Annotated in this window: 22 protein-coding genes; 2 read left to right on the forward strand and 20 right to left on the reverse strand. The window is 61.7% G+C overall.

All coding sequences use genetic code 11. From position 1 onward, the window contains the following. Positions 1-185 precede the first annotated feature (185 nt). From rpsO to OU694_RS09240, 18 genes are all read right to left on the reverse strand, one after another. On the reverse strand, positions 186-455 hold the full coding sequence (gene rpsO / locus OU694_RS09155) for a 30S ribosomal protein S15 (RefSeq protein WP_308910697.1): 270 nt from the start codon (positions 453-455) through the stop codon (positions 186-188). A gap of 20 nt (positions 456-475) precedes the next feature. Next, a complete protein-coding gene (gene truB / locus OU694_RS09160; protein ID WP_308910698.1) occupies positions 476-1,375 on the reverse strand; it encodes a tRNA pseudouridine(55) synthase TruB in 900 nt (299 codons plus the stop codon). Positions 1,376-1,378: 3 nt separating this feature from the next. Further along, entirely contained in the window at positions 1,379-1,801 is a 423-nt protein-coding gene (gene rbfA / locus OU694_RS09165) for a 30S ribosome-binding factor RbfA (protein WP_308910699.1), read from the reverse strand. Between the two features lie 83 nt (positions 1,802-1,884). Further along, on the reverse strand, positions 1,885-4,536 hold the full coding sequence (gene infB / locus OU694_RS09170) for a translation initiation factor IF-2 (protein ID WP_308910700.1): 2,652 nt from the start codon (positions 4,534-4,536) through the stop codon (positions 1,885-1,887). Between the two features lies 1 nt (position 4,537). After that, positions 4,538-5,206, reverse strand: a complete 669-nt coding sequence (locus tag OU694_RS09175) for a DUF448 domain-containing protein (RefSeq protein WP_308910701.1) — start codon at positions 5,204-5,206, stop codon at positions 4,538-4,540. A 24-nt stretch (positions 5,207-5,230) separates the two neighbouring features. After that, positions 5,231-6,826, reverse strand: coding sequence for a transcription termination factor NusA (gene nusA, locus OU694_RS09180; RefSeq protein ID WP_308910702.1), 1,596 nt, complete (start codon positions 6,824-6,826; stop codon positions 5,231-5,233). Between the two features lie 71 nt (positions 6,827-6,897). After that, a complete protein-coding gene (gene rimP, locus OU694_RS09185; RefSeq protein ID WP_308910703.1) occupies positions 6,898-7,428 on the reverse strand; it encodes a ribosome maturation factor RimP in 531 nt (176 codons plus the stop codon). A 193-nt stretch (positions 7,429-7,621) separates the two neighbouring features. Continuing rightward, entirely contained in the window at positions 7,622-8,260 is a 639-nt protein-coding gene (locus tag OU694_RS09190; protein WP_308910704.1) for a CatB-related O-acetyltransferase, read from the reverse strand. Positions 8,261-8,414: 154 nt separating this feature from the next. Next, on the reverse strand, positions 8,415-9,137 hold the full coding sequence (gene trmB, locus OU694_RS09195) for a tRNA (guanine(46)-N(7))-methyltransferase TrmB (protein WP_308910705.1): 723 nt from the start codon (positions 9,135-9,137) through the stop codon (positions 8,415-8,417). A gap of 46 nt (positions 9,138-9,183) precedes the next feature. Next, positions 9,184-9,597: a helix-turn-helix domain-containing protein gene (locus tag OU694_RS09200; protein ID WP_308910706.1), complete on the reverse strand. Its 414-nt coding sequence runs from the start codon at positions 9,595-9,597 to the stop codon at positions 9,184-9,186. Between the two features lie 115 nt (positions 9,598-9,712). Then, positions 9,713-11,308: an apolipoprotein N-acyltransferase gene (gene lnt / locus OU694_RS09205; RefSeq protein ID WP_308910707.1), complete on the reverse strand. Its 1,596-nt coding sequence runs from the start codon at positions 11,306-11,308 to the stop codon at positions 9,713-9,715. After that, positions 11,301-12,191: a hemolysin family protein gene (locus OU694_RS09210; protein ID WP_308910708.1), complete on the reverse strand. Its 891-nt coding sequence runs from the start codon at positions 12,189-12,191 to the stop codon at positions 11,301-11,303. Before OU694_RS09210 ends, lnt begins: the two co-directional genes overlap by 8 nt. Beyond that, positions 12,184-12,651: an rRNA maturation RNase YbeY gene (ybeY, locus tag OU694_RS09215; RefSeq protein ID WP_373460345.1), complete on the reverse strand. Its 468-nt coding sequence runs from the start codon at positions 12,649-12,651 to the stop codon at positions 12,184-12,186. The genes OU694_RS09210 and ybeY overlap by 8 nt, the downstream gene beginning before the upstream one ends. Before the next feature lie 128 nt (positions 12,652-12,779). After that, complete coding sequence (locus OU694_RS09220) at positions 12,780-13,754, reverse strand: PhoH family protein (protein WP_373460346.1); 975 nt, start codon at positions 13,752-13,754, stop codon at positions 12,780-12,782. Between the two features lie 204 nt (positions 13,755-13,958). Then, positions 13,959-15,353, reverse strand: coding sequence for a tRNA (N6-isopentenyl adenosine(37)-C2)-methylthiotransferase MiaB (gene miaB, locus OU694_RS09225; RefSeq protein ID WP_308910711.1), 1,395 nt, complete (start codon positions 15,351-15,353; stop codon positions 13,959-13,961). A 118-nt stretch (positions 15,354-15,471) separates the two neighbouring features. Then, on the reverse strand, positions 15,472-16,386 hold the full coding sequence (locus tag OU694_RS09230; RefSeq protein WP_308910712.1) for a lysophospholipid acyltransferase family protein: 915 nt from the start codon (positions 16,384-16,386) through the stop codon (positions 15,472-15,474). A 43-nt stretch (positions 16,387-16,429) separates the two neighbouring features. After that, positions 16,430-16,855: a Fur family transcriptional regulator gene (locus tag OU694_RS09235; protein ID WP_308910713.1), complete on the reverse strand. Its 426-nt coding sequence runs from the start codon at positions 16,853-16,855 to the stop codon at positions 16,430-16,432. 171 nt (positions 16,856-17,026) lie between these two features. Beyond that, positions 17,027-17,449 (reverse strand): Ros/MucR family transcriptional regulator, encoded by a 423-nt coding sequence (locus OU694_RS09240; protein ID WP_308910714.1) that lies wholly within the window; start codon positions 17,447-17,449, stop codon positions 17,027-17,029. Positions 17,450-17,613: 164 nt separating this feature from the next. On the opposite strand from OU694_RS09240, the gene OU694_RS09245 reads away from it, so the two are divergent. Continuing rightward, positions 17,614-17,865 carry a hypothetical protein gene (locus OU694_RS09245; protein WP_308910715.1) on the forward strand — a complete coding sequence of 84 codons (252 nt, stop codon included), beginning with the start codon at positions 17,614-17,616 and terminating at the stop codon, positions 17,863-17,865. Positions 17,866-17,893: 28 nt separating this feature from the next. On the opposite strand, the gene OU694_RS09250 is transcribed toward OU694_RS09245, so the two are convergent. Together OU694_RS09250 and tsaB are read right to left on the reverse strand one after the other, a co-directional pair. Then, complete coding sequence (locus OU694_RS09250; RefSeq protein WP_308910716.1) at positions 17,894-18,409, reverse strand: GNAT family N-acetyltransferase; 516 nt, start codon at positions 18,407-18,409, stop codon at positions 17,894-17,896. Then, the gene (gene tsaB / locus OU694_RS09255) at positions 18,406-19,065 is read right to left on the reverse strand and encodes a tRNA (adenosine(37)-N6)-threonylcarbamoyltransferase complex dimerization subunit type 1 TsaB (protein WP_308910717.1); all 660 of its coding nucleotides are present in this window, start codon (positions 19,063-19,065) and stop codon (positions 18,406-18,408) included. The genes OU694_RS09250 and tsaB overlap by 4 nt, the downstream gene beginning before the upstream one ends. 127 nt (positions 19,066-19,192) lie before the next feature. On the opposite strand from tsaB, the gene OU694_RS09260 reads away from it, so the two are divergent. Then, positions 19,193-20,242 (forward strand): polysaccharide deacetylase family protein, encoded by a 1,050-nt coding sequence (locus OU694_RS09260; RefSeq protein WP_308910718.1) that lies wholly within the window; start codon positions 19,193-19,195, stop codon positions 20,240-20,242. Positions 20,243-20,250: the final 8 nt, after the last annotated feature.

Raw genomic sequence — 20,250 nt, forward strand, 5'->3', positions numbered from 1 at the left:
CCATGCCCCGCTTCATATAAACCCCGGGTGCCGCTAAGGGGCGGCATGTTTTCCGGGCGCGAGGTCCGGCTTATGCCGGACGATTTTGACGGCCCTGTTACAGACAAGGGCCTGAGGGATGCCTTCCGGGTGAAGGCGCGAAGGGCCGGCCCGTTTTGCGGTGCCGGCCCTTCGGTATTTCGGGCTTACTTGCGGAGGCCGAGGCGGGCGATCAGCTTGGTGTAGCGATCTTCGTCGGTCTTCTTGAGGTAAGCGAGCAGCGAACGGCGCTCGTTGACCATCTTCAGGAGACCACGACGCGAGTGGTGGTCTTTTTTGTGATCCTTGAAGTGTTCGGTCAGGTTCGAAATACGCTCGGAAAGGATGGCAACCTGAATTTCCGGCGAGCCGGTATCGTTTTCGCTGCGGCCAAATTCCTTGACGAGTTCCTGCGTGCGTTCAGTAGTAATCGACATCGGGGTCTCCTTTATAAAGACTAGAGATTGAACACCCTTTCCAGCACCATGAGACCCTGCGCCGCCGTAGCAAGCGCCAGCGGTGTACCGCCATAGGTCAGGACATGGAGCCCGGAAAGGTGCCCGGACACGCGGATCTGCTGGCCGCATCTGATGCGATCAGCCTCCGCTTCGCTCACGGCGAGCGCCGGGATGTCGTCCAGCGCCGTCATGACCGAAAGGACATAGTCCGAGGCGGGCGCACTATGCCCGAGCTCGGTCAATTTTTCCAGCGAAATTGCGCTTTCCAGCGAAAACGGCCCGACCCGCGTGCGGCGCAGCGCACTGAGGTGCCCGTGCCCGCCAAGCGCGCGGGCGATATCGCGGCCAAGCGCGCGCACATAGGTGCCCTTGCCACAGGTGACAGAAAGCATCGTCTCGCCTTTTGCTGCATCGTGCGAAACAAGGCTAAGCGCATGAATTTCCACGGTGCGCGAGGGCATCTCGACCTCTTCACCCGCCCGTACCCGCGCATAAGCCCGCTCGCCGTCGATCTTGATCGCGCTATAAGCGGGCGGCACCTGCGTGATGCTGCCGGTGAAATCGGCCAGGATCGCTGCAATCGCGGCTTCTGTCGGGCGCACGTCATTCGACGCCGTCACTTCGCCTTCGAGGTCATCGGTGGAGGTCTCCGCGCCCCAGCGGATGGTAAAGTCATAATCCTTCGAGGCATCGACAATATAGGGCATTGCCTTCGTCGCCTCGCCAAGCCCGATGGGCAGGATGCCGGAAGCGAGCGGATCAAGCGTGCCGCCGTGGCCGATCTTCTGGGCGTTCGTTATACGCCGCACCGCAGAGACCGCCTGTGTGCTCCCGAGCCCGAGGGGCTTGTCGAGGATCACCCAGCCGTTGACGACTTCGCCTTTCTTGCGTCGTGCCAAGGCTTATTCTTCGCCTTCTTTTTCATCTTCATCATCATGACGAAGATCACGGGCAACGCGGGGATCGCGCAGGATCGCATCGATATGGCCGGCCTCATCGAAGCTTTCATCGATCATGAAGCGCAGCTCCGGCATATATTTCATGACGAGCGCATGGCTGATCTGGCCGCGCAGATAATGGCTGTGGCGGTTGAGCGCCTTCACCACCTTGCCGTCGGCGTCACCGCCCAATGGCATCACGAAGATATTGGCGTGGCGCAGATCGGGGCTTACGCGCACTTCGGTCACGGTGATCGACTTGCCTTTGAGGTCATCATCCATCACTTCGCCGCGGGCGAGGACTGCCGACAGCGCATGGCGGACGTTTTCGCCCACGCGCAACAGGCGCACGCTCGGTTCACCGCTTTTGCTTTTCTGTTTTTTCATCATTTCATACCGGAACAATGACAGGGATGCAGAGCGCCGCCCCGCATCCCCTCAATGATTTGGCCCGAAGGCCGCTCGGAAAATCAGAGCGTCCGCTCGATCTCGATCAGTTCGTAAACCTCGAGGAAGTCGCCAGCGCGCATATCCTGGAAGTTTTCGAAGGTGAGGCCGCATTCCTGGCCCGAGCCCACTTCCTTGACGTCGTCCTTGAAGCGGCGGAGGTTATCGATCTCGCCTTCGTAAACGATGACGTCGTCACGCAGGATACGGGCCTTGGCGTCGCGCTTGATCGTCCCTTCGACGACAAGACAGCCAGCAGCCTTGCCGGACTTGCCAGCCTGGAACACGTCGCGGATCTCGGCGCGGCCGATGATCTTTTCGTCGAATTCCGGACCAAGCTCGCCAGCCATCGCGGCCTTCACGTCGTCGATCAGGTGATAGATCACCGAATAGTATTTGATCGCCACGCCGTCATGCTCGGCCAGTTCGCGGGCCTGCTTGTTCGGGCGCACGTTGAAGCCGATGACAAGCGCGTTCGAAGCGTGCGCGAGCGTGATATCGGTTTCGGTGATGCCACCGACCGCACCATGCAGCACACGGCAGCGGATCTGGTCGTTACCGGCTTTTTCAAGCGCCTGGGTGATCGCCTCGACCGAGCCCTGCACGTCGCCCTTGAGGACGACATCGAAGGTCATGGTCTCGTTCGATTCCTTCAGCTGGCTGAACATGGATTCGAGCGTCTTCGGCGCAGCCGCGGCAGCCTGGCGTTTCTGGCGCAGATGGGCCTGGCGGTAGCTCGTGATCTCACGGGCACGGGCTTCGCTGTCGACAACCGAGAAGTCATCGCCGGCGCCCGGCGTGCCTTGCAGGCCGACCACTTCAACCGGCTGGCTCGGGCCTGCCGTTTCAACCTGTTCGCCGCGATCATTGACGAGCGCGCGCACACGGCCCCATTCCGGGCCGGCGACGAAGATGTCGCCCTGACGCAGCGTACCACGCTGGACGAGAACGGTCGCGACCGAGCCACGGCCCTTGTCGAGCTTGGCTTCGACGACCACACCTTCGGCGGTACGGTTCGGGTTTGCCTTCAGCTCCAGGATTTCGGCCTGCAGGATGATGGCTTCCTTCAGCTTGTCGAGGCCGGCGCCGGTCTTGGCCGACACTTCGACTTCCTGGGTCTCGCCCGAGAAGGTTTCGACAACGACTTCATGCTGCAGGAGTTCCTGACGCACGCGGTCGGGGTTCACGCCCGGCTTGTCCATCTTGTTGATGGCCACGATCATCGGCACACCGGCTGCTTTCGCATGGTGGATGGCCTCGATCGTTTGCGGCATCACGCCGTCGTCCGCTGCCACCACAAGGATGACGATATCCGTGACGCTGGCGCCGCGGGCACGCATCTGGGTGAAGGCAGCGTGGCCCGGCGTATCGAGGAAGGTGATCTTCGAGCCATTGTCCATCGCGACCTGATAGGCGCCGATATGCTGGGTAATGCCGCCGGCTTCGCCCGAAACCACATTCGCCGAGCGAAGGGCATCGAGAAGCGAGGTTTTACCGTGGTCGACGTGACCCATCACGGTGACGATCGGGGCGCGGCTTTCGAGATCCGCTTCCACATCGGCTTCACCGAAGAGACCGATTTCCACGTCGGCGTCCGATACGCGCTTCGGCGTATTGCCAAACTCTTCAACCACCAGCTGGGCAGTATCCTGATCCAGCACCTGGTTGATCGTCGCCATCACGCCCATGCCCATCAGGCATTTGATCACGGCGGTGGCTTTTTCAGCCATACGGTTCGCCAGTTCCTGCACGGTGATGGTCTCGGGGATCACCACTTCGCGGGCCTGACGTTCGGTCGGGCCGGTATCGACACGACGCTTGTTTTTCATCTGGGCGCGCTTGAAGGCAGCGAGCGACCGCTGACGGGTATCTTCGTCATCAAAGTTGCGGTTGACGCTGAGGCGGCCACGACGACGATCGTCATCGCTACGGGTTTTCTTCGGCGTGCCACCCGGTGCGCGCTTGCCGGCGCCACCGCGACGGCCACGTTCGGCTTCCTCTTCGTCGCCGGCGAGCTGGCGGGCTTCGCTGGCTTTCTTCAGCTGAACGGCGCGCGCTTCAAGGTCGGCCTTCTTGCGAGCTTCCTCGCCGGCCTTTTCCTTGGCAGCAGCTTCTTCGTTCGCCTTGCGGGCAGCTTCTTCGGCTTCGCGCTTGCGGGCAAGATCGGCGGCACGACGCTTGGCGTCGGCTTCGGCCTCGGCGCGGTGACGCGCCTCTTCTTCATCCTCGGCAGCGGCGTCAGCACCAGCTTCCTCACGCGCAGCAGCACGGGCAGCCTCGGCCGCCGCTTCACGCTTCTTGCGCTCGACTTCCTCGGCTTCGCGGCGGGCGGCTTCCTCAGCGGCCCGGCGTTCTTCCTCTTCCTTGCGGCGATTGGCTTCCTCGAGCACACGGATGCGCATTTCATGCTCGTGATCGGTCAGCGTGGCATTGCCACCCGCATCACCGCCAGCCTTCTTCGGCACATAGGCCCGAGGCGCTGCCGGAGCGGGTGCATCCGGACGGCCGGTCGGGGCGGGCGTGGTGCCCGGTGTCAGGACGCGCTTCTTCTTGCGCTCCACGACAACCGCTTTCGAGCGGCCATGGCTGAAGCTCTGGCGAACCTGACCGGTCTCTACCCCTTTGCCTACCCCGAGCGTGCGTCCGGTGAGGGTCAGTTTCTTGTCGTCGCTCATATTAACCTTCGTTCCCTTGTGCTTCACAAGACTGCGGCTTTACGCCGCGCATGCCATTCAGCCGACCAAGGTCGGCCATCAGTTCGGTCGTTCCGCCGCTTTCAAACAAAAGCACATGAACGACATTGTCACGTCCGAGCGCGCGGCTCAGGGCCTCGCGGTCGAAAAGGTCCACCACAGCCACGCTCCGCCCGGTTACCCCGTCGGCGAGCGCCTTCAGCTTGCGGCGTCCATCCTCGGCGGCATCGCTTGCCGCCAGCATCAGTGCCGGTTCGCGGCCGCCACGCCCGATCTCGCCAAGCGCGGCTCGTATCTTGTCGGTCCCGGCAACGAGACCGCCTGCCTTCTGCACGAGCCCCAGCCTGTCAAGGCAGCGGCGCACCAGAAGCGCGTCGATCCGGCCCAACAGATCGGCCGGCACCTGATCGTTTCGCACCCCTGCCTTCAGCGACCGGCTGGCGGCCCGGGCAAGCGTACCTTTTTTCATCGCCTCGGCGATGAGCGGCCCATCGGCCGAAACCCAAAGCCCCCTGCCCGGCAGCTTTGCCGCCACATCGGGCACAAGGCTGCCATCCGGGGCAACGGCCAACCGGACGAGCCCGCTAGCGGGTGCCCGGTTGAAGGTCAGGATGCACCGCCGTTCCGGGCTATGGCCTTTTGCTGCCGCCATTGCCGCTTGGCGCTCCTGATGATCTTACTCGGTCTCGGCTTCCGCTTCGACCGATTCTGCATCCTCTTCGGCTTCTTCATGACCGCCGAACGCTTCCTCGGCCGAAATCCAGCCAAGCGCCACACGGGCAGTCATGATCATGGCCGAGGCATCTTCTTCCGTCAGCGGGAAGGCCTTCAGGATACCATCTTCCTTCGATGTCAGTTCGTCAGCCGCACAGCCGGCGAAATCTTCGAGCGTCTTCACTTCGGCTTCGCCAAGCGCCACCAGCATTTGCGGGGTCAGGCCCTCGATATCAGCCAGATCGTCGGCAACGCCAAGCGCACGGCGCTTCTCGTCTGCCTCGGCGGCTTCCTTCTCGAGGAATTCCTGCGCACGACGCTGCAGTTCGCCGACAAGCTCTTCCTCGAAGCCTTCCACGGAGAGAAGTTCTTCGGGCTCGACATAGGCGATTTCTTCAAGCTCGGTGAAGCCTTCCGCCACAAGGAGGTGAGCCAGCGTGTCGTCCACGTCCAGCGCTTCCATGAAGCGGCGGCTTTGCGCCATGAATTCTTCCTGACGGCGCTCCGATTCCTCGGCTTCCGTCATGATGTCGATGGTCCAGCCGGTCAGCTGCGAAGCGAGACGCACGTTCTGGCCGCGACGGCCGATGGCGAGCGAAAGTTGCTCGTCCGGCACCACAACTTCAACGCGGGCGCGGTCTTCATCCATCACCACTTTCGTCACTTCAGCAGGCTGCAGCGCGTTCACGATGAAGGAAGCCACATCGGGCGACCACGGAATGATGTCGATCTTCTCGCCCTGCAGTTCGTTCACAACGGCCTGCACGCGGCTGCCGCGCATACCAACGCAGGCGCCCACGGGGTCGATCGAACCGTCGTTCGAGAAGACGGCGATCTTGGCGCGGCTGCCCGGATCACGGGCGACCGAACGGATCTCGATGATGCCGTCGTAGATTTCCGGCACTTCCTGCGCGAACAGGGCAGCCATGAATTCCGGCTTGGTGCGGCTCATGAAAATCTGCGGGCCGCGGTTTTCACGGCGCACGTCATAGATGAGGCCGCGGATACGTTCGTTCTGGCGGATATGCTCGCGCGGGATCACCTGGTCGCGGCGCATGATGGCTTCGGCGCGGCCCATGTCAACGATCACGTTGCCATATTCCACGCGCTTCACCACACCGGTGATGATCTCGCCGACACGATCCTTGAATTCGTCATACTGGCGCTGGCGCTCGGCATCGCGCACCTTCTGCACGATCACCTGCTTGGCGGTCTGGGCAGCGATACGGCCGAAATCGAGGGGTGGCAGGGACGACGCCAGGAAGTCGCCAATCTGGGCGTCCGGCTTTTCCTTCTGCGCATCCGCAAGGCTGATCTGGGTGGCCGGATTTTCGACCTCTTCCACAACCTCGATCACACGGAACAGGCGGATGTCGCCATTGTGCTTGTCGATCTGGGCCCTGATCTCGTTCTCGGCGCCATAGCGCGAGCGCGCCGCCTTCTGGATCGCTTCTTCCATCGCCTCGAGAACGATATCCTTCTCGATCGATTTCTCGCGCGCCACCAGATCGGCGATTTGCAAGAGTTCAAGCCTGTTTGCGCTGACAGCAGCTGCCATCCGTTTCACTCCATCGCTAAAGGGTACCGCATCCCTAATGTCGCGGTCCCTTCAAGCCCTTGCCAACTGGTTCAGTCGTCGCCTTCCGCCGCTTCCGCAGCAGCGGCGGCATCAGCCGCCTTCTTCTGAACCGCTTTCAAAAGTTCGTCCGTAAGCACCAGCTTGGCCTTGCCGATCTGGCCATAGTCCAGCTCGACCTTGCCTTCATCCTCGGTGTCGAGCGTCAGTGTATCGCCTGCAAGCGATACGAGCTTGCCGCGGAAACGGCGACGCCCGTCGATCTGTTCCATGAGTTCGACCTTCGCATCGAAGCCCATCCAGCGTTCGAAATCCTTGCGCCGCGTGAGCGGACGGTCGATCCCCGGCGAGCTGACCTCGAGGAGATATTCACCGGGCAGCGGGTCCTCGACATCGAGGAGGGCCGAAACCTCGCGCGAGATGATCGCGCAGTCGTCAACACCCATCGAGCCGTCGGGCCGCTCGGCCATGATTTGAAGGGTCGGCTTGCGGCCGCCGCCATAGGTCACACGCACCAATTCAAAGCCGAGGGCTTCCACCGTCGGAGCAATGAGAGCGGTAATCTTTTCTGCGGGTTCGTTCACCGAAAACTGTCCTTCTACTTACGCACTTTTCCCGAAGCGGACCGCCAAGCGGCAGATATGCCAAATGGCAAAAGTGGGCCTCAGCCCACTTCCTGAATGAAGGTCCATATTCAGGGAGAAGCGGGCCCTATATAACGCGGAGCACCGCACGGAGCAATGGTTTAATTGCCCCCTGCGGCTGAATGCCCCGGAATCAGGCGAGATCGGCAACCTCGCCCGCCATCAGCGCCGGGATATGGGCACTGATCCAGCCAATCGGCCGGTCCCACCATGCGATTTCGAGCAAACGCGCGATCGTGGATTCATCGAATCGGAACCGCACCACACGCGCAGGGTTCCCGGCAACAATCGCATAGGGCGGCACATCGCGCGTCACCACCGCACGGGTGGCGACGATAGCCCCGTGCCCGATTTTCACACCTGGCATGACGAGCGATTGATAGCCGAGCCACACATCGTGCCCGACGCTGGTATCACCGCGCGATGGCAGATCCATGATCAGCCCCATATGATCGGCCCATCCCTCCCCCAGAATCGGGAAAGGAAAGGTGGACGGCCCGTCCATCCGGTGATTGGCCGGCCCCATGATGAAGGTTGCCCCCTCGGCAACCGCACAGAAGCGGCCGATGATGAGTTTCTCCTTCATCCCTTCATGGCCATAGCGCACGTTGGTACGCTCGAATGCCTCGGGATTTTCGGCGGCATGATAATAGCTATAGTCGCCAACCTCGATATAGGGGGCGGTGATGAAGGGCCTGAGGAAGATGACCTCGTCATTGCCGGACAATGGATAGCGCGTCGCCGGGTCCGGCGAGTTGGAAATAGCAGGCATCGGAACAGTCTCTCAAAATGAAAGGTCAAACGGCGCGACAGGCAGCCATAAGGGCGGCTGTCAGCAGGGTTCGATTGTCAGTTCGGATGCTTGTCCATTTTCCGCGCACTCCTCTTTCGCGAGACAGCGACTATGCCAGCCAGTTGCCGATGGGTCAACGCGGCAGGCGGCGGAAGCGGAAATAGGTGGCCCGGCCTTCCAGCGCCTTGGCCTCGTAACGGGTCTCCGGCCAGTCGTCGGGGCGGTTCAGCCAGTCTTCGGGCCCCTCCGCCAGCCATTCGAAATCGCTGCGCTGGCTCATCTGCAGGTTCACCCATTCGCGGTAGATCGGATGATCGGTGCCGATACGGAACTCGGCACCGTCTTTCAGCACGCGGGCGATGTCATCAAGATTCATCTGGTTGACGAAACGCCGCCGCGCATGGCGCGTCTTCGGCCACGGATCGGGATGCAACAGGAAGAAGCGCGAAACGCTGGCGTCCGGAAGCTTCCAGATCACATGGCGGGCGTCGTCCCCGTATATGCGGATATTGGCAAGCTTCTCGTCCTCGATCTGCGCGAGGAGCCCTGCCACACCATTGAGGTAGGGCTCGCAGCCGATGATCCCGACATGGGGATGATGCGCCGCCTGCCAGTGCAGATGCTCGCCCTTGCCGAAGCCCACCTCGAACCAGATGTCCGTGACCTCAGACCCGAAGAGCGTGAAAGGATCAAGCTTCTCGTCCTCGCCCGCAGGCAGCGGCACGCCGATCTCCGGGAGCAGCGTTTCCATCAGATTCTGTTTGCGAGCTGTCAGCGGCTTGCCCTTGCGGCGGCCGAAGTAGCGCTGCTCGGGAAGCTGGAAGCCGGGCTTCTGGATGTCGTCAGGGTTCGTCATGCGCGCCCCTATAGCGCGTTTGAAGACAGCTTGGAAGCCCTTGTGATCAGTCGGCGTCCGCCTGTTCGGCGTCAGCGACTGCGTCCAGAAGATCCTTCAGCCGCTGGCGCACATCTGCCGCTTCGATCTTGTAAAAGACCCGGACAAGTTCCAGCGTTTCACGGCGGTTGTACCCCTGCTCGGCCTCGAAGCTGTCGCCCGCGCCATCGGCCATACCTTTGCGGCCAAAACCGGCGATTTCTTCGGGCATGTCCTCGAAAAACCAGGACGGCGACACATCAAGCACCCGGGCAATCTCCAAAAGCCGGCTCGCCCCCATACGGTTCGTGCCGCGCTCGTATTTCTGGACTTGCTGAAATGTAAGACCGAGAGCCTGACCTAATTTATCCTGACTTAAACCAAGCAGTGTGCGCCGCATCCGTACACGAGAACCAACATGCACATCAATAGGATCGGGCATTGCCTCTCCCCGAAAATAATTAAACTATATTTTTTAGATATACCGTCCCGATTACACCGGTCACAACAGGAAATACGCTGCGATATGGTTAATTATTTCAAAAATTCGACAGTCGTTACTTCACATTGTTTTTAATATTTGTTTTTCCCCAATAAATTGCGGCACCTGTGATGAGCGCCATCAAAGCCGCCACCAGCAGCAGGCGCTGCCGGGTGGGGATCGCGGGAGCAGCCAGTGGCTTCGGCAGGCTGCTGTCGAGTACGCCCTTCTTGTCGAGCCCGAGCTTGGCCACGGTGCGGCCAAGCGGGTCGATCACCGCACTGATGCCGGTGGAGGCCGCACGCACCAGCGGCAGGCCTTCCTCGATCGCACGGAAACGGGCAAGCGCCAGATGCTGGTAGGGGCCATCGGTGAGGCCGAACCAGCCGTCGTTCGTGACATTCAAAAGCCATTCGGGCCTGTCACCCGCATCAATGGCATCGCCGGGAAATACGGCTTCATAGCAGATCAGCGGCGATACGGGCGGCACGCCCGGCAGATGCAGTGTCACCGGGCCGGGGCCATGATCCTGACTGACAGCCCCCGTGAGGCTCGCGAGCCCGATGCTTTCCAGAAAGTCGTTGAAAGGCAGATATTCGCCGAAGGGCACCAGATGGGCCTTGTCGTACCGGGCATAGAGCGAGGTGTCGGGTGCTACCGCAAAGAGGCTGTTATAATAGCGCACCCGGTCGCCATCGATTTCGTAGCGGATACCGCCGGTGATAGCGAGCGCACCGGGTTCCAGCACCTGCGCCAGGCGCCAGCGCAGGATAGATCCTTGCCGGTCGAAGGTCTCGCGCTGCACAGCGGCTTCGGGCCAGATCAGCAAGCGCACGTCACGCGCCACGCCATCGGTGTCCTTGGCGCGGGAAAGCTGCAGATGCTGGTCGAAATGATCGTCAATGAGCCACGAAACCCATTTCTCCCGCTGGGGAATATTGGCCTGCACGATCCGGAGCGTCATGGCATTGTCATAGGCCGTCGAGTTAGCCGAGAGGCGCACAGCACCGGCGATGCCAACCGCGGCAAGGGCCGAAAACCCGGCCACGGTCCAGCCGATGCGCGCGCCTTCGCTGCTGCCATCCAGCCACAGGACCGGCGCAGCGGCCGCGATCAGCGTGATGAAGGAAAGGCCGTAAAGCGTAATCCACCATGCCCCTTGCGCCATGAAACCCCAATCGGACCAAAGCGATCCGATGGAATGCCAGGGAAAGCCGGTCAGCGCCACTGCGCGGACCATTTCGACAATCGTCCAGACAGCTGCGAACAGCAGGATGCGCGCTGCCCCCGTGGTGCCGAAACGTTTCACAAACCAGAAGACGATCCCGTTATAGAAGGCGAGGCCCGCCGCGAGCGCGGTCACGGCAATGGGCGCCGTCCACGCGGGCACGGCATCCTGCTGCGTGAAGCTGACGCCGATCCAGTTGATCCCGGCAGCATAAAGGCCGAAGCCGACCCACCAGCCGCGCCCGAACGCCTGTTTCGGAGATTTCGCGCTGTCGATGGCGATTATCATGAAAGGCACGACAACAAGCAGCGCTGGCACCCAGTTGAGCGGACTGAAGACGCGCGACAGCAGCAGCCCCGCGATGAAGGCGGCAGCCGGCCAGACCGGGCCGGGCCGGGTATCCAGCCAGCGGGCGAAGCGCCCTGAAAGCGTCGCCTCATTCATCGGTGATCGGGGCTCCCGGCTTCGGCGCATGGATACGCACCTTGCGGATGCGGCGCGGGTCGGCATCCAGCACTTCGAAGCTGTAACCGCTTTCGTGCGGGATCACTTCGCCGATATCGGGCACACGGCCCGCCAGCGAGAAGACAAGGCCGCCAAGCGTATCGACGTCGTCGGCGTCTTCTTCGGGCAACAGGTCGAAACCGAGCCTGTCTTCAAGCGCTTCAAGCTCCAGCCGGGCGTCGGCGTCATAGCCGCCATTCCCGATCTCGGTCAGCGCCGGTTCGTCGGTTTCGTCATGCTCGTCCTCGATCTCGCCAACGATCTGCTCGACAAGGTCTTCGATGGTGACAAGCCCGTCGGTGCCGCCATATTCGTCGACGACGATCGACATATGGGTGCGGCTTTTGCGCATGCGGGCCAGAAGGTCCATCACCTTCATCGAGGGCGCCACGAACAGCACCGGCCGGGAAATGGAACTGACCCGGAAATCGCTCGTGTCCGCTTCGTCAGCTACCAGCTTCAGCGCGTCCTTCACATGCACCATGCCAAGGATTTCATCGAGCGCATCGCGGTAAATCGGCAGGCGGCTGTGGCCGGCAGAGGAAAAAAGCTTGATCAGGTCATCAAAGCCCACAGACGCCGAAACACCGACGATATCAGCGCGCGGCACCATGATGTCCTCAACCATCAGGGCGCTGTAATCGAGCACATTGAAAAGCATCGTCCGCTCGGCCTCGCCAAGGGCGGGGGCATCGGAATCCTCCTCATGCTCTTCCAGTGCTTCCTCAAGGCTCTCGCGCAGCGTCACTTCATTGCCGCGCCCGAACAGGCCGCGCCAGAAGGCCGCAAGGCCACTTTCCTGTCGTTCAGGTTTCTCAGTCATGGATCAGTTCAACTTCATAGGGGTCGGCAATGCCGAGGTGGGCGAGGATATCGCGCTCGAGCGATTCCATCACTTCGGCTTCCTCGTCGTCGATATGGTCGTGGCCCGCCAGATGCAGCGTACCATGGACCAGAAGGTGGGTGAGATGGTCGGCAAGGGACTTGCCCTGTTCTTCGGCCTCGCGGGAGACAACACCCCACGCGAGCGTCATGTCGCCCAGCATCAGGGGTGGGCCGCCGGCGGCCGAAAACTCGGCCGCGTCCTCGATCTCGTCGGGTTCCACGCCGGGGAAGGAAAGGACGTTCGTGGATTTGTCCTTGTCGCGATAATCACGGTTGAGGCTGCGCTGGTCTTCATCATCGGTAAAGACCATCGAAAGCTCGGCGGGTATCGCAAGGATATCCACGCCGCCATCGTCAGCCTCGGCCTTCAGGGCCGCCGTCACCGCCCGCATGGCCATGGCCTCAAGGCCACCGATTGCCTGCCATGCGGGGTCGCGTATCTCGATATCGATCGTCAGGAGCGACGGCGAACCGGACGACCCATCGGGCCGCGGTTCGCCGCGCCTACTAGAGGAACCGTCGCCGGTCATTGAGCGCCCCCGGCTTCGGCGTCGTAGGCATCCACGATGCGGCCGACGAGCGGATGGCGCACGACATCCTTGTTGGTGAACCAGGTGAAGCCGATGCCTTCCACGTCCTTCAGCACCTCCATCGCATGCACGAGGCCGGATTTGGTGTTGCGCGGCAGGTCAACCTGACTCGGGTCGCCGCAGATGACCATACGGCTGTTCTCGCCAAAGCGGGTGAGGAACATTTTCATCTGCATTGCGGTGGTATTCTGGGCTTCATCAAGGATCACATAGGCGTTCGAAAGCGTGCGCCCGCGCATGTAGGCGAGCGGCGCGATCTCGATCTGGGTGCTTGCCAGCCGTTTTTCAACCTGTTCGGCAGGCATCATGTCGTAAAGCGCGTCATAAAGCGGGCGCAGGTAGGGATCGACCTTGTCCTTGAGATCACCCGGCAAGAAGCCGAGATTTTCGCCCGCCTCCACCGCAGGACGCGACAGGATGATGCGGTCGATCTCACCCGCCAGCATCCGGGCCACGGCCATGGCGACGGCGAGATAGGTCTTGCCTGTACCGGCGGGACCGATGCCAAACACCATCTCGTGGCTCGCCAGCTTCTCGATATAGTCGGCCTGACCCTGACTGCGCGGCATGATCACCCGGTTGCGGGTGGAAATCTTCATCTGGCTGCCGGGTACGTTGCCGGCGTCGTTGGAGCGCGGACGCGGCGCGGTATCAACGCGGGCGACCCCGTCATGCATGCGGATGATGCCGTCCACGTCTCCGATCTCGATCGGTTGGCCGCGGCTGGCCATCATGTAAAGCTCCTCGAGAATCGTATGGGCGAGGCGTGCGCGCACGGGCTCCCCCTCGATCACGATACGGTTGCCCCGATTGATCAGCACAACGCCCAAACGCTGTTCGATCCGCGCAAGATTCCGGTCATGCTGGCCGAAAACGCTGGCGGCGAGGCGATTGTCGTCGAACTCGATCATCTGTTTACGGGGTGAGGAGGCGGAGTATGGCTTGCCGCGGTGATTGGCGGACGGGGCGGCAGAGGCTTTCGCGATGATGCTCAAACGGCTTCAGCTCCTTCCGGTCTTGCCGGATCAGCCGGATCACACCCGCACCATGCCGGTGTCTCACCGGTCGAGGGCCTGAGTGTTGCATCGCGGCCTGACCCCTTTCTATGAGGTCCGTCAGGCTGCAATCACGCCTCTCAGGTTTCCGGGTCCCGCGTCCCTTATCTCGACCCGGACCATCTGGCCCATGAGATCACTGTAAGTGGGAACGGAGCCCTCGTCCAGCGTGTAATCGCTGCCTGTGACATCGATATGAACGGCCTGTAGATAAGGGCTGCGGCCGACCACTTCGCCGTCCTTCTTGCCCGGCCGTTCGACCAGCACTTCAAGCGTCTTGCCGAGGCAAGCCTTGTTGAAGGCAAGCTGCTGCTCGGCCAGAAGCGCCTGCAGGGCGGCGAGCCGTTCGGACTTCACATCCTCCGGCACCTGGAAGGGCATGACGGAAGCCGGCGTGCCGGGGCGCGCGCTATATTTGAAACTGAAGGACTGGGCGTAGCCGACCTCGCGCACCAGCGCCATTGTCGCCTCGAAATCCTCATCCTTCTCGCCGGGGAAACCAACGATGAAATCGGATGAAAGCGCCAGATCGGGCCGCGCGTCGCGCAGGCGGCGGATGATATCGAGATAGCTTTCTGCCGTATGCTTGCGGTTCATGGCAGCGAGGATCCGGTCCGAGCCCGATTGTACCGGCAGATGCAGATACGGCATGCAGGCCACCACGTCACGGTGGGCGCTGATCAGCTCGTCATCCATGTCGCGCGGATGGCTCGTGGTGTAGCGAATGCGGGCAAGCCCGTCGATGTCGGCAAGCGCGCGGATCAGGCCGCCGAGCGACGCCGTACCGCCCTTGCCATCGTCGCCGTGGTAGGCATTTACATTCTGGCCAAGGAGGGTGATGTCGCGCACGCCTTTCGAGACAAGCCGCTTCGCTTCGGTCATCAGGTCCATCATCGGGCGGCTGTATTCAGCACCGCGGGTATAGGGCACCACACAGAAGGTGCAAAACTTGTCGCAGCCTTCCTGCACGGCCAGAAACGCCGCCGGGCCCTGCAGGTCGCTTTCTTCCGGCAGGAAATCGAACTTGCTCTCGGCCGGGAATTCGGTGTCCAGCACATGGGCGGGCTTGCCATTCTTGCGACCGGCCTCGGCGGTGCGGACAAGTTCCGGCAGGCGGTGATAGGTCTGGGGACCAAGCACCAGATCGATCACCGGGGCACGCTTCATCATTTCCGCGCCTTCGGCCTGCGCCACGCAGCCTGCAACCGCGATGGTCATTTCAGACCCGCCCGCCGCCGCCCGCTCTTCCTTGATCATGCGGATACGGCCAACGTCGGAATAAACCTTCTCAGCCGCTTTTTCCCGGATATGGCAGGTATTGAGGACAACAAGGTCAGCTTCGTCCGGCGATTCAACCGTTTCATAGCCGTGCGGTTTCATCACATCGGCCATGCGGTTCGAATCGTAAACGTTCATCTGGCACCCGTAGGTCTTGATGAATAGCTTCTTCTTCAAGGGTCGTCTCCTCGGCCTTCGGGGGGGCGTATTCTAACCGGGGACAGGGGCGCGCACAAAGCCCCGCATCCCGCGAAAGGCGCCGGAGACTAGCATCGAAGGCCGGAGAGTCAAGAAATCAGGCCGGCAAGCCGCCGTCCTCGAAGCTTGCGTCCACTGCTTCCGGGGCGACCAGTTCGGGCACACGCTGCGGGCCGAAGCGGGCCTCGTGCCGGTGGGCGCGCTCGAGCCCCGCCCGGATCGCGGTTTCGCAGTGGGCGGCAAGCACCTTGCGGCAGCCCATTTCCGTGTAGGTCACGGGCTCGTGGAACTCGACCGTTGCAGCAACCCGCCCGACCCCGATCAGCGATTTGAGGTGCCCGACAAGTTCGGCGTCGCCGAGCCACGCGACAATCGGCTTCAGCGCGCGGGTCAGCGGCATGCCGTTCACTTCCGTGTAGGCGATCGTGATGGGCTGGATGATCAGGTCATGATGTGCGGCCTCGTCGGCGCGCTCCGCGACCGAGAAAAGCGAGGACTTGAATTTCAAGACCTTCATGCCATCCGTGGATGTGCCCTCGGGGAACAGGATCAGGCTCGACCCTTCCTGCACGCGTTCAGCGAGCGAATCGCGCTGGGCGGCACTTGCGGTGCGGCGGGCGCGGTCCACATAAAGCGTGCGGTGGAGACCGGCGAGCCAACCGAACACGCCCCATGTCTGCACTTCGGCCTTGGCAACGAAGCTCGCCTTGGGTAGCACGCCGCCAAGCACGAGGATATCGAGCCAACTGATATGGTTTGCCACATAAAGCACGGGCTTGCCGTGGCGGCGTGGCGCCAGCCGCTCGACCCTGATGCCGATCAGGCGACAGGCCGTGCGATGCCACAGGGTGGGCATCACCCACCAGTAGCGCGGCAAGGCAACAAGTACGATGCTCTGGACCGGCACGGTGACAAGGGTCATGACCGCGACGACAGAAGCTCGCCACAGCCCGAGGGCCGACCAGCCCTTGCCGGCCACATTCGCCTTCAATCCCGCATATTCAACGGCCACGTCCGGGGCACTCCTCCGCGCACCGGCAACGCGCCGGTATCGTTTATTTATTGCGGCTCAGGGGCACGCCGTAAAGCTCCATCCGATGGTCGACGAGCCTGAAGCCGTGCTTCTCCGCGATCAATTGTTGCAGACGTTCTATTTCATCATTGTGAAACTCGATCACTTCACCTGTTTCAAGGTTGATCAGGTGATCGTGATGCTCGTCCGTGGCAGGCTCGTAGCGGGAGCGGCCATCGCGGAAATCGTGCCGCTCCAGGATGCCTGCTTCCTCGAAAAGCCGCACGGTGCGGTAGACGGTCGCGATACTGATGCCGGAATCGATCTCGGTCGCGCGGCGGTAGACCTCTTCCACATCGGGATGGTCGGTGGCGGAACTGAGGATGCGCGCAATGACGCGGCGCTGGTCCGTCATCCGCATGCCTTTTTCGACGCAAAGCGCCTCGATGTCCACGGTGGCGTGTTTCATGTTTCTTCTTCCCCTGGAATTCAGTCGCATCCGGCGTTGCGGATGCCAGAAGATGGCACAGCAGGTGCGCCCTCGCAAGCCGAAGCAGCCTCTACCGGAGGCCAAAACAGCATAAAAGCAAAGGGCGGCACCGCATAGCAGGCCGCCCTTTGCAGAATTATTTCAGCAAGCCTATTTGCGACGACCGCGACCAAGGCCGATCTGCTTCGCCAGCTTGCGGCGCTGGGCCGCATAGTTGGGCGCGACCATCGGATAGTCAGCCGGCAGGCTCCATTTTGCCCGATATTCTTCAGGCGTCAGATTGTAACAGGTCTTCAGGTGGCGCTTCAGCATCTTCAGCTTTTTGCCGTCTTCGAGACAGACGATAAAGTCAGGCTGGACCGATCGACGGATCGGAACGGCTGGCTGCAGGGAGACTTCTTCTACCTTGGGTTGGGCACCGACCTCGGAAAGGGCCTTGAATACATTTTCGATCAGACGCGGCAGGTCCGCCACGGCAACCGTATTGTTGGACACGTGCGACGCCACAATATCTGCCGTCAGCGCCAGCAACTCTTCAGTTGCAGCACCTTTGCTGTTGTCCTGTTCATTCATTCCGAAACTCCCACGCTATACCGGAGAAACTATATTTTTCTATTTTCTTGCCAATCACTCGACTTGGTCGATATTCAGGAAACCAGAATTGCCCGTTTCCGGTTGCTCCTATGGTTAACAATGAAAATGTTCCGTTCCTTAACCTTGCAGGCGTCGGTTGCCCCATGGCCTTCGTACGCGCCCGCCTTTTCCTGGATGGCCTGCCTGATCGTGCGATTGCCCACATCATCTATGAGGAAACGGCAGCAAACGCACCTCTTGTCCGGTCCCTGAAGGCCCTTGGACATAGCGTCGCCCCGTTGCCTGCTTCAGCAATGGCGGAATCAATCGAACGCGACCCGAGCCTCAAGGACACCCTTGAAAAGACTCGCGAAACACAGTTAACGATGATTCTCGTTCAAGTAAATAGCAATTGATAATTTTATATTCTTCAAATTTTACCAGTTAACAGGGAACAAGGTCCCGGCGCATACAAAGCGCATCCACCTTATGATTATCTAAGGTGGTATAATAGTCCTTACGGGCACCGATATCCGCAAATCCAAGTCCGCGATAAAGGCGAATCGCCCGCTCGTTGTCTTTGCGGACCTCAAGGAAAACTGTACGAACACCGCACATGGCGAGCGACTTCAGCCGCATTTCAAGCGCGCGGCGACCGATACCCTGCCCACTAAGTGCCGGAATCACGCCGATGGTGACGATTTCGGCCTCGTCAAGGATGCGCCGGATCATGGTGAAGCCGGCCGGCTTGCCTTCAAGGATGATCGTGTGTGCTTCCATCCCCGGCGAGGCGAGAAGGGCGGTCATTGCCGCACTGTCCCAGCCGGCCTCGCGCTGCGGGGCATAGGCGGCCACGTGCAGGGCGGACAAAAGCTCGGCAGCGGCATCAACGCCCGCCATGACGGGCTCAAGAACGGGCAAGGGCCAGACGGCCTTCGAAGATTTCGGTGTGCGGGTCATACAGCTACTGGAAACAGGGGTGTTGCCTTCTTGGCGTCGGGTGGGCGGAAATAGGCAGGCTCGGGCGGAAAGACGGCCGGATCCAGCCGTTCGGCGACGCGCGCGAGCCAGACCGGATCGATGCCGCCAAACACAGCTGTGTCACTACCTGCAGGCGTGGAGCCACTGCCCGCGACAAGACCGGGGCGCGTCGAAATTTTTTCGCGGATGATATCCATGTCGAAGCACCCTGCGTCGCTTGCCGGGACCGGCAATCCATAAGAATCAAGGCCTTCGAACATCTGATGAAAGGCCTGACCGCCGCGCCCGTCGGTCACTGCATGCACGATGCCGCCAGCGCTTTCAAGAACGGGGCCTGCCACCAACGACAGGCCGGTGAGGCCAATAACCGGCTTCGAGAGCGCGAGGCCCAGCCCGCGCGCCACACTGAGGCCGATCCTGAGGCCGGTAAAAGTGCCGGGGCCGGTGACAACGGCAAGGCGCGCCACATCGCCCAGCCTGCAGCCGGCTTCAGCCATCAGTTCTTCGATCATCGGCATCAGGCGTTCGGCGTGCCCGCGTCCCAGCTTCTCGCGCTTCACGCCAAGGCTCGCGCCTTTGGCCACAAGGGCGGCGCTGCACCAGGCTTCGGATGTATCGATGGCAAGAACGGGCATGGGTGCCGGAGGCTCCGCAGTTGGGGATTGCGCAAACATATAGGCCGCCTGCTGCCGTCTTGCCAGCCCTGTATCAGGCTATATGATGGCGCCACGTTATACGGGGACGGACAGGAAAGGACGGCACATGGCCCTTCGGCAACGGTTTCTGCGGCTTCTGGCACCCCTCGGTGTACTGGTGACGAGCCTTGGAATTTTTCCCGTAGCGGCAGACCAGTCAGCCGTGATCCTGATCTATCACCGTTTCGGCGAGGACAACGTGCCCGCCACCAACGTGACGGAAGATCAGTTCCGCTCCCACGTCAGTGAATTGAAGGCCGGCGGCTACAATGTCCTGCCGCTTGATGAGGTCGTCACCAGGCTCCGTGCCCGACAGGAGCTGCCGGCGCGTAGTGTGGCGATCACGGTGGACGATGCCTATACATCCTTCCAGACCCTCGGCTGGCCCGTCCTCAAGGAAGCGGGCTTCCCCGTCACCCTGTTCGTCTCGACCGACATGACCGACAGCCCGGGCCAGGGCTATCTCGGCTGGGATGCCGTGCGCGCCCTTCGCGCCGAAGGCGTGGCGATTGGCCACCACGGCGCCGCGCATCTTCATTCCGTGCATGCCGGCGTCAACGAGGCCAAGGCGGATATCGCGCGGGCAAGCAGCCGCTTCCAGCAGGAACTGGGCAGCGTGCCCCCCTTCTTCGCCTATCCTTACGGCGAATATGATCTGGCACTCAGGAAGGTTGTGCAGCAGGCGGGCTTCAAGGCCGCGCTCGCGCAGTTTTCAGGCGTGGCAGGCATGGGGTCCGACCCCTTCGCGCTGCCGCGCTTTCCGTTCAACCAGAATTATTCGGGGCTTGACCGCTTCAAGCTGATCGTCAATGCGCAGGCCCTGCCGGTAAGCGAAATGGTCCCCGCGGAGCCGGTACTCGCCGCCGACCGCAACCCGCCGCTGTTCGGCTTCACGCTCGAGCGCCCGGTGCCGGGCCTGAAGGCGCTGAGCTGCTATCCAAGCCATATGAGCGAACCGGCCAAGGTCACGGTGATCGGCGAGCAGCGCGTGGAAGTGCGGTTCGACAAGCCCTTCCCGCCGGGGCGCAGCCGCATCAATTGCACCATGCCGGGGCCGGACAGGCGCTGGTACTGGCTCGGCCAGTTCTTCATGGTGATGGGCGGCACGCTCGACTGAGGCCGGGC

Origin of the sequence: Pseudokordiimonas caeni (genome assembly GCF_026719705.1) — a bacterium.
GTDB lineage: Bacteria > Pseudomonadota > Alphaproteobacteria > Sphingomonadales > Kordiimonadaceae > Gimibacter > Gimibacter caeni.

Excerpts from the sequence above, each read along its gene's own strand:
- rpsO (WP_308910697.1), bottom strand. The coding sequence starts at position 455 with ATGTCGATTACTACTGAACGCACGCAGGAACTCGTCAAGGAATTTGGC.
- rbfA (WP_308910699.1), bottom strand. The coding sequence starts at position 1,801 with ATGAAAAAACAGAAAAGCAAAAGCGGTGAACCGAGCGTGCGCCTGTTG.
- infB (WP_308910700.1), bottom strand. The coding sequence starts at position 4,536 with ATGAGCGACGACAAGAAACTGACCCTCACCGGACGCACGCTCGGGGTA.
- OU694_RS09175 (WP_308910701.1), bottom strand. The coding sequence starts at position 5,206 with ATGGCGGCAGCAAAAGGCCATAGCCCGGAACGGCGGTGCATCCTGACC.
- nusA (WP_308910702.1), bottom strand. The coding sequence starts at position 6,826 with ATGGCAGCTGCTGTCAGCGCAAACAGGCTTGAACTCTTGCAAATCGCC.
- OU694_RS09190 (WP_308910704.1), bottom strand. The coding sequence starts at position 8,260 with ATGCCTGCTATTTCCAACTCGCCGGACCCGGCGACGCGCTATCCATTG.
- trmB (WP_308910705.1), bottom strand. The coding sequence starts at position 9,137 with ATGACGAACCCTGACGACATCCAGAAGCCCGGCTTCCAGCTTCCCGAG.
- OU694_RS09200 (WP_308910706.1), bottom strand. The coding sequence starts at position 9,597 with ATGCCCGATCCTATTGATGTGCATGTTGGTTCTCGTGTACGGATGCGG.
- lnt (WP_308910707.1), bottom strand. The coding sequence starts at position 11,308 with ATGAATGAGGCGACGCTTTCAGGGCGCTTCGCCCGCTGGCTGGATACC.
- OU694_RS09210 (WP_308910708.1), bottom strand. The coding sequence starts at position 12,191 with ATGACTGAGAAACCTGAACGACAGGAAAGTGGCCTTGCGGCCTTCTGG.
- ybeY (WP_373460345.1), bottom strand. The coding sequence starts at position 12,651 with ATGGCCATGCGGGCGGTGACGGCGGCCCTGAAGGCCGAGGCTGACGAT.
- OU694_RS09220 (WP_373460346.1), bottom strand. The coding sequence starts at position 13,754 with ATGATCGAGTTCGACGACAATCGCCTCGCCGCCAGCGTTTTCGGCCAG.
- OU694_RS09235 (WP_308910713.1), bottom strand. The coding sequence starts at position 16,855 with ATGAAACACGCCACCGTGGACATCGAGGCGCTTTGCGTCGAAAAAGGC.
- OU694_RS09240 (WP_308910714.1), bottom strand. The coding sequence starts at position 17,449 with ATGAATGAACAGGACAACAGCAAAGGTGCTGCAACTGAAGAGTTGCTG.
- OU694_RS09245 (WP_308910715.1), top strand. The coding sequence starts at position 17,614 with ATGGCCTTCGTACGCGCCCGCCTTTTCCTGGATGGCCTGCCTGATCGT.
- OU694_RS09250 (WP_308910716.1), bottom strand. The coding sequence starts at position 18,409 with ATGACCCGCACACCGAAATCTTCGAAGGCCGTCTGGCCCTTGCCCGTT.
- tsaB (WP_308910717.1), bottom strand. The coding sequence starts at position 19,065 with ATGCCCGTTCTTGCCATCGATACATCCGAAGCCTGGTGCAGCGCCGCC.
- OU694_RS09260 (WP_308910718.1), top strand. The coding sequence starts at position 19,193 with ATGGCCCTTCGGCAACGGTTTCTGCGGCTTCTGGCACCCCTCGGTGTA.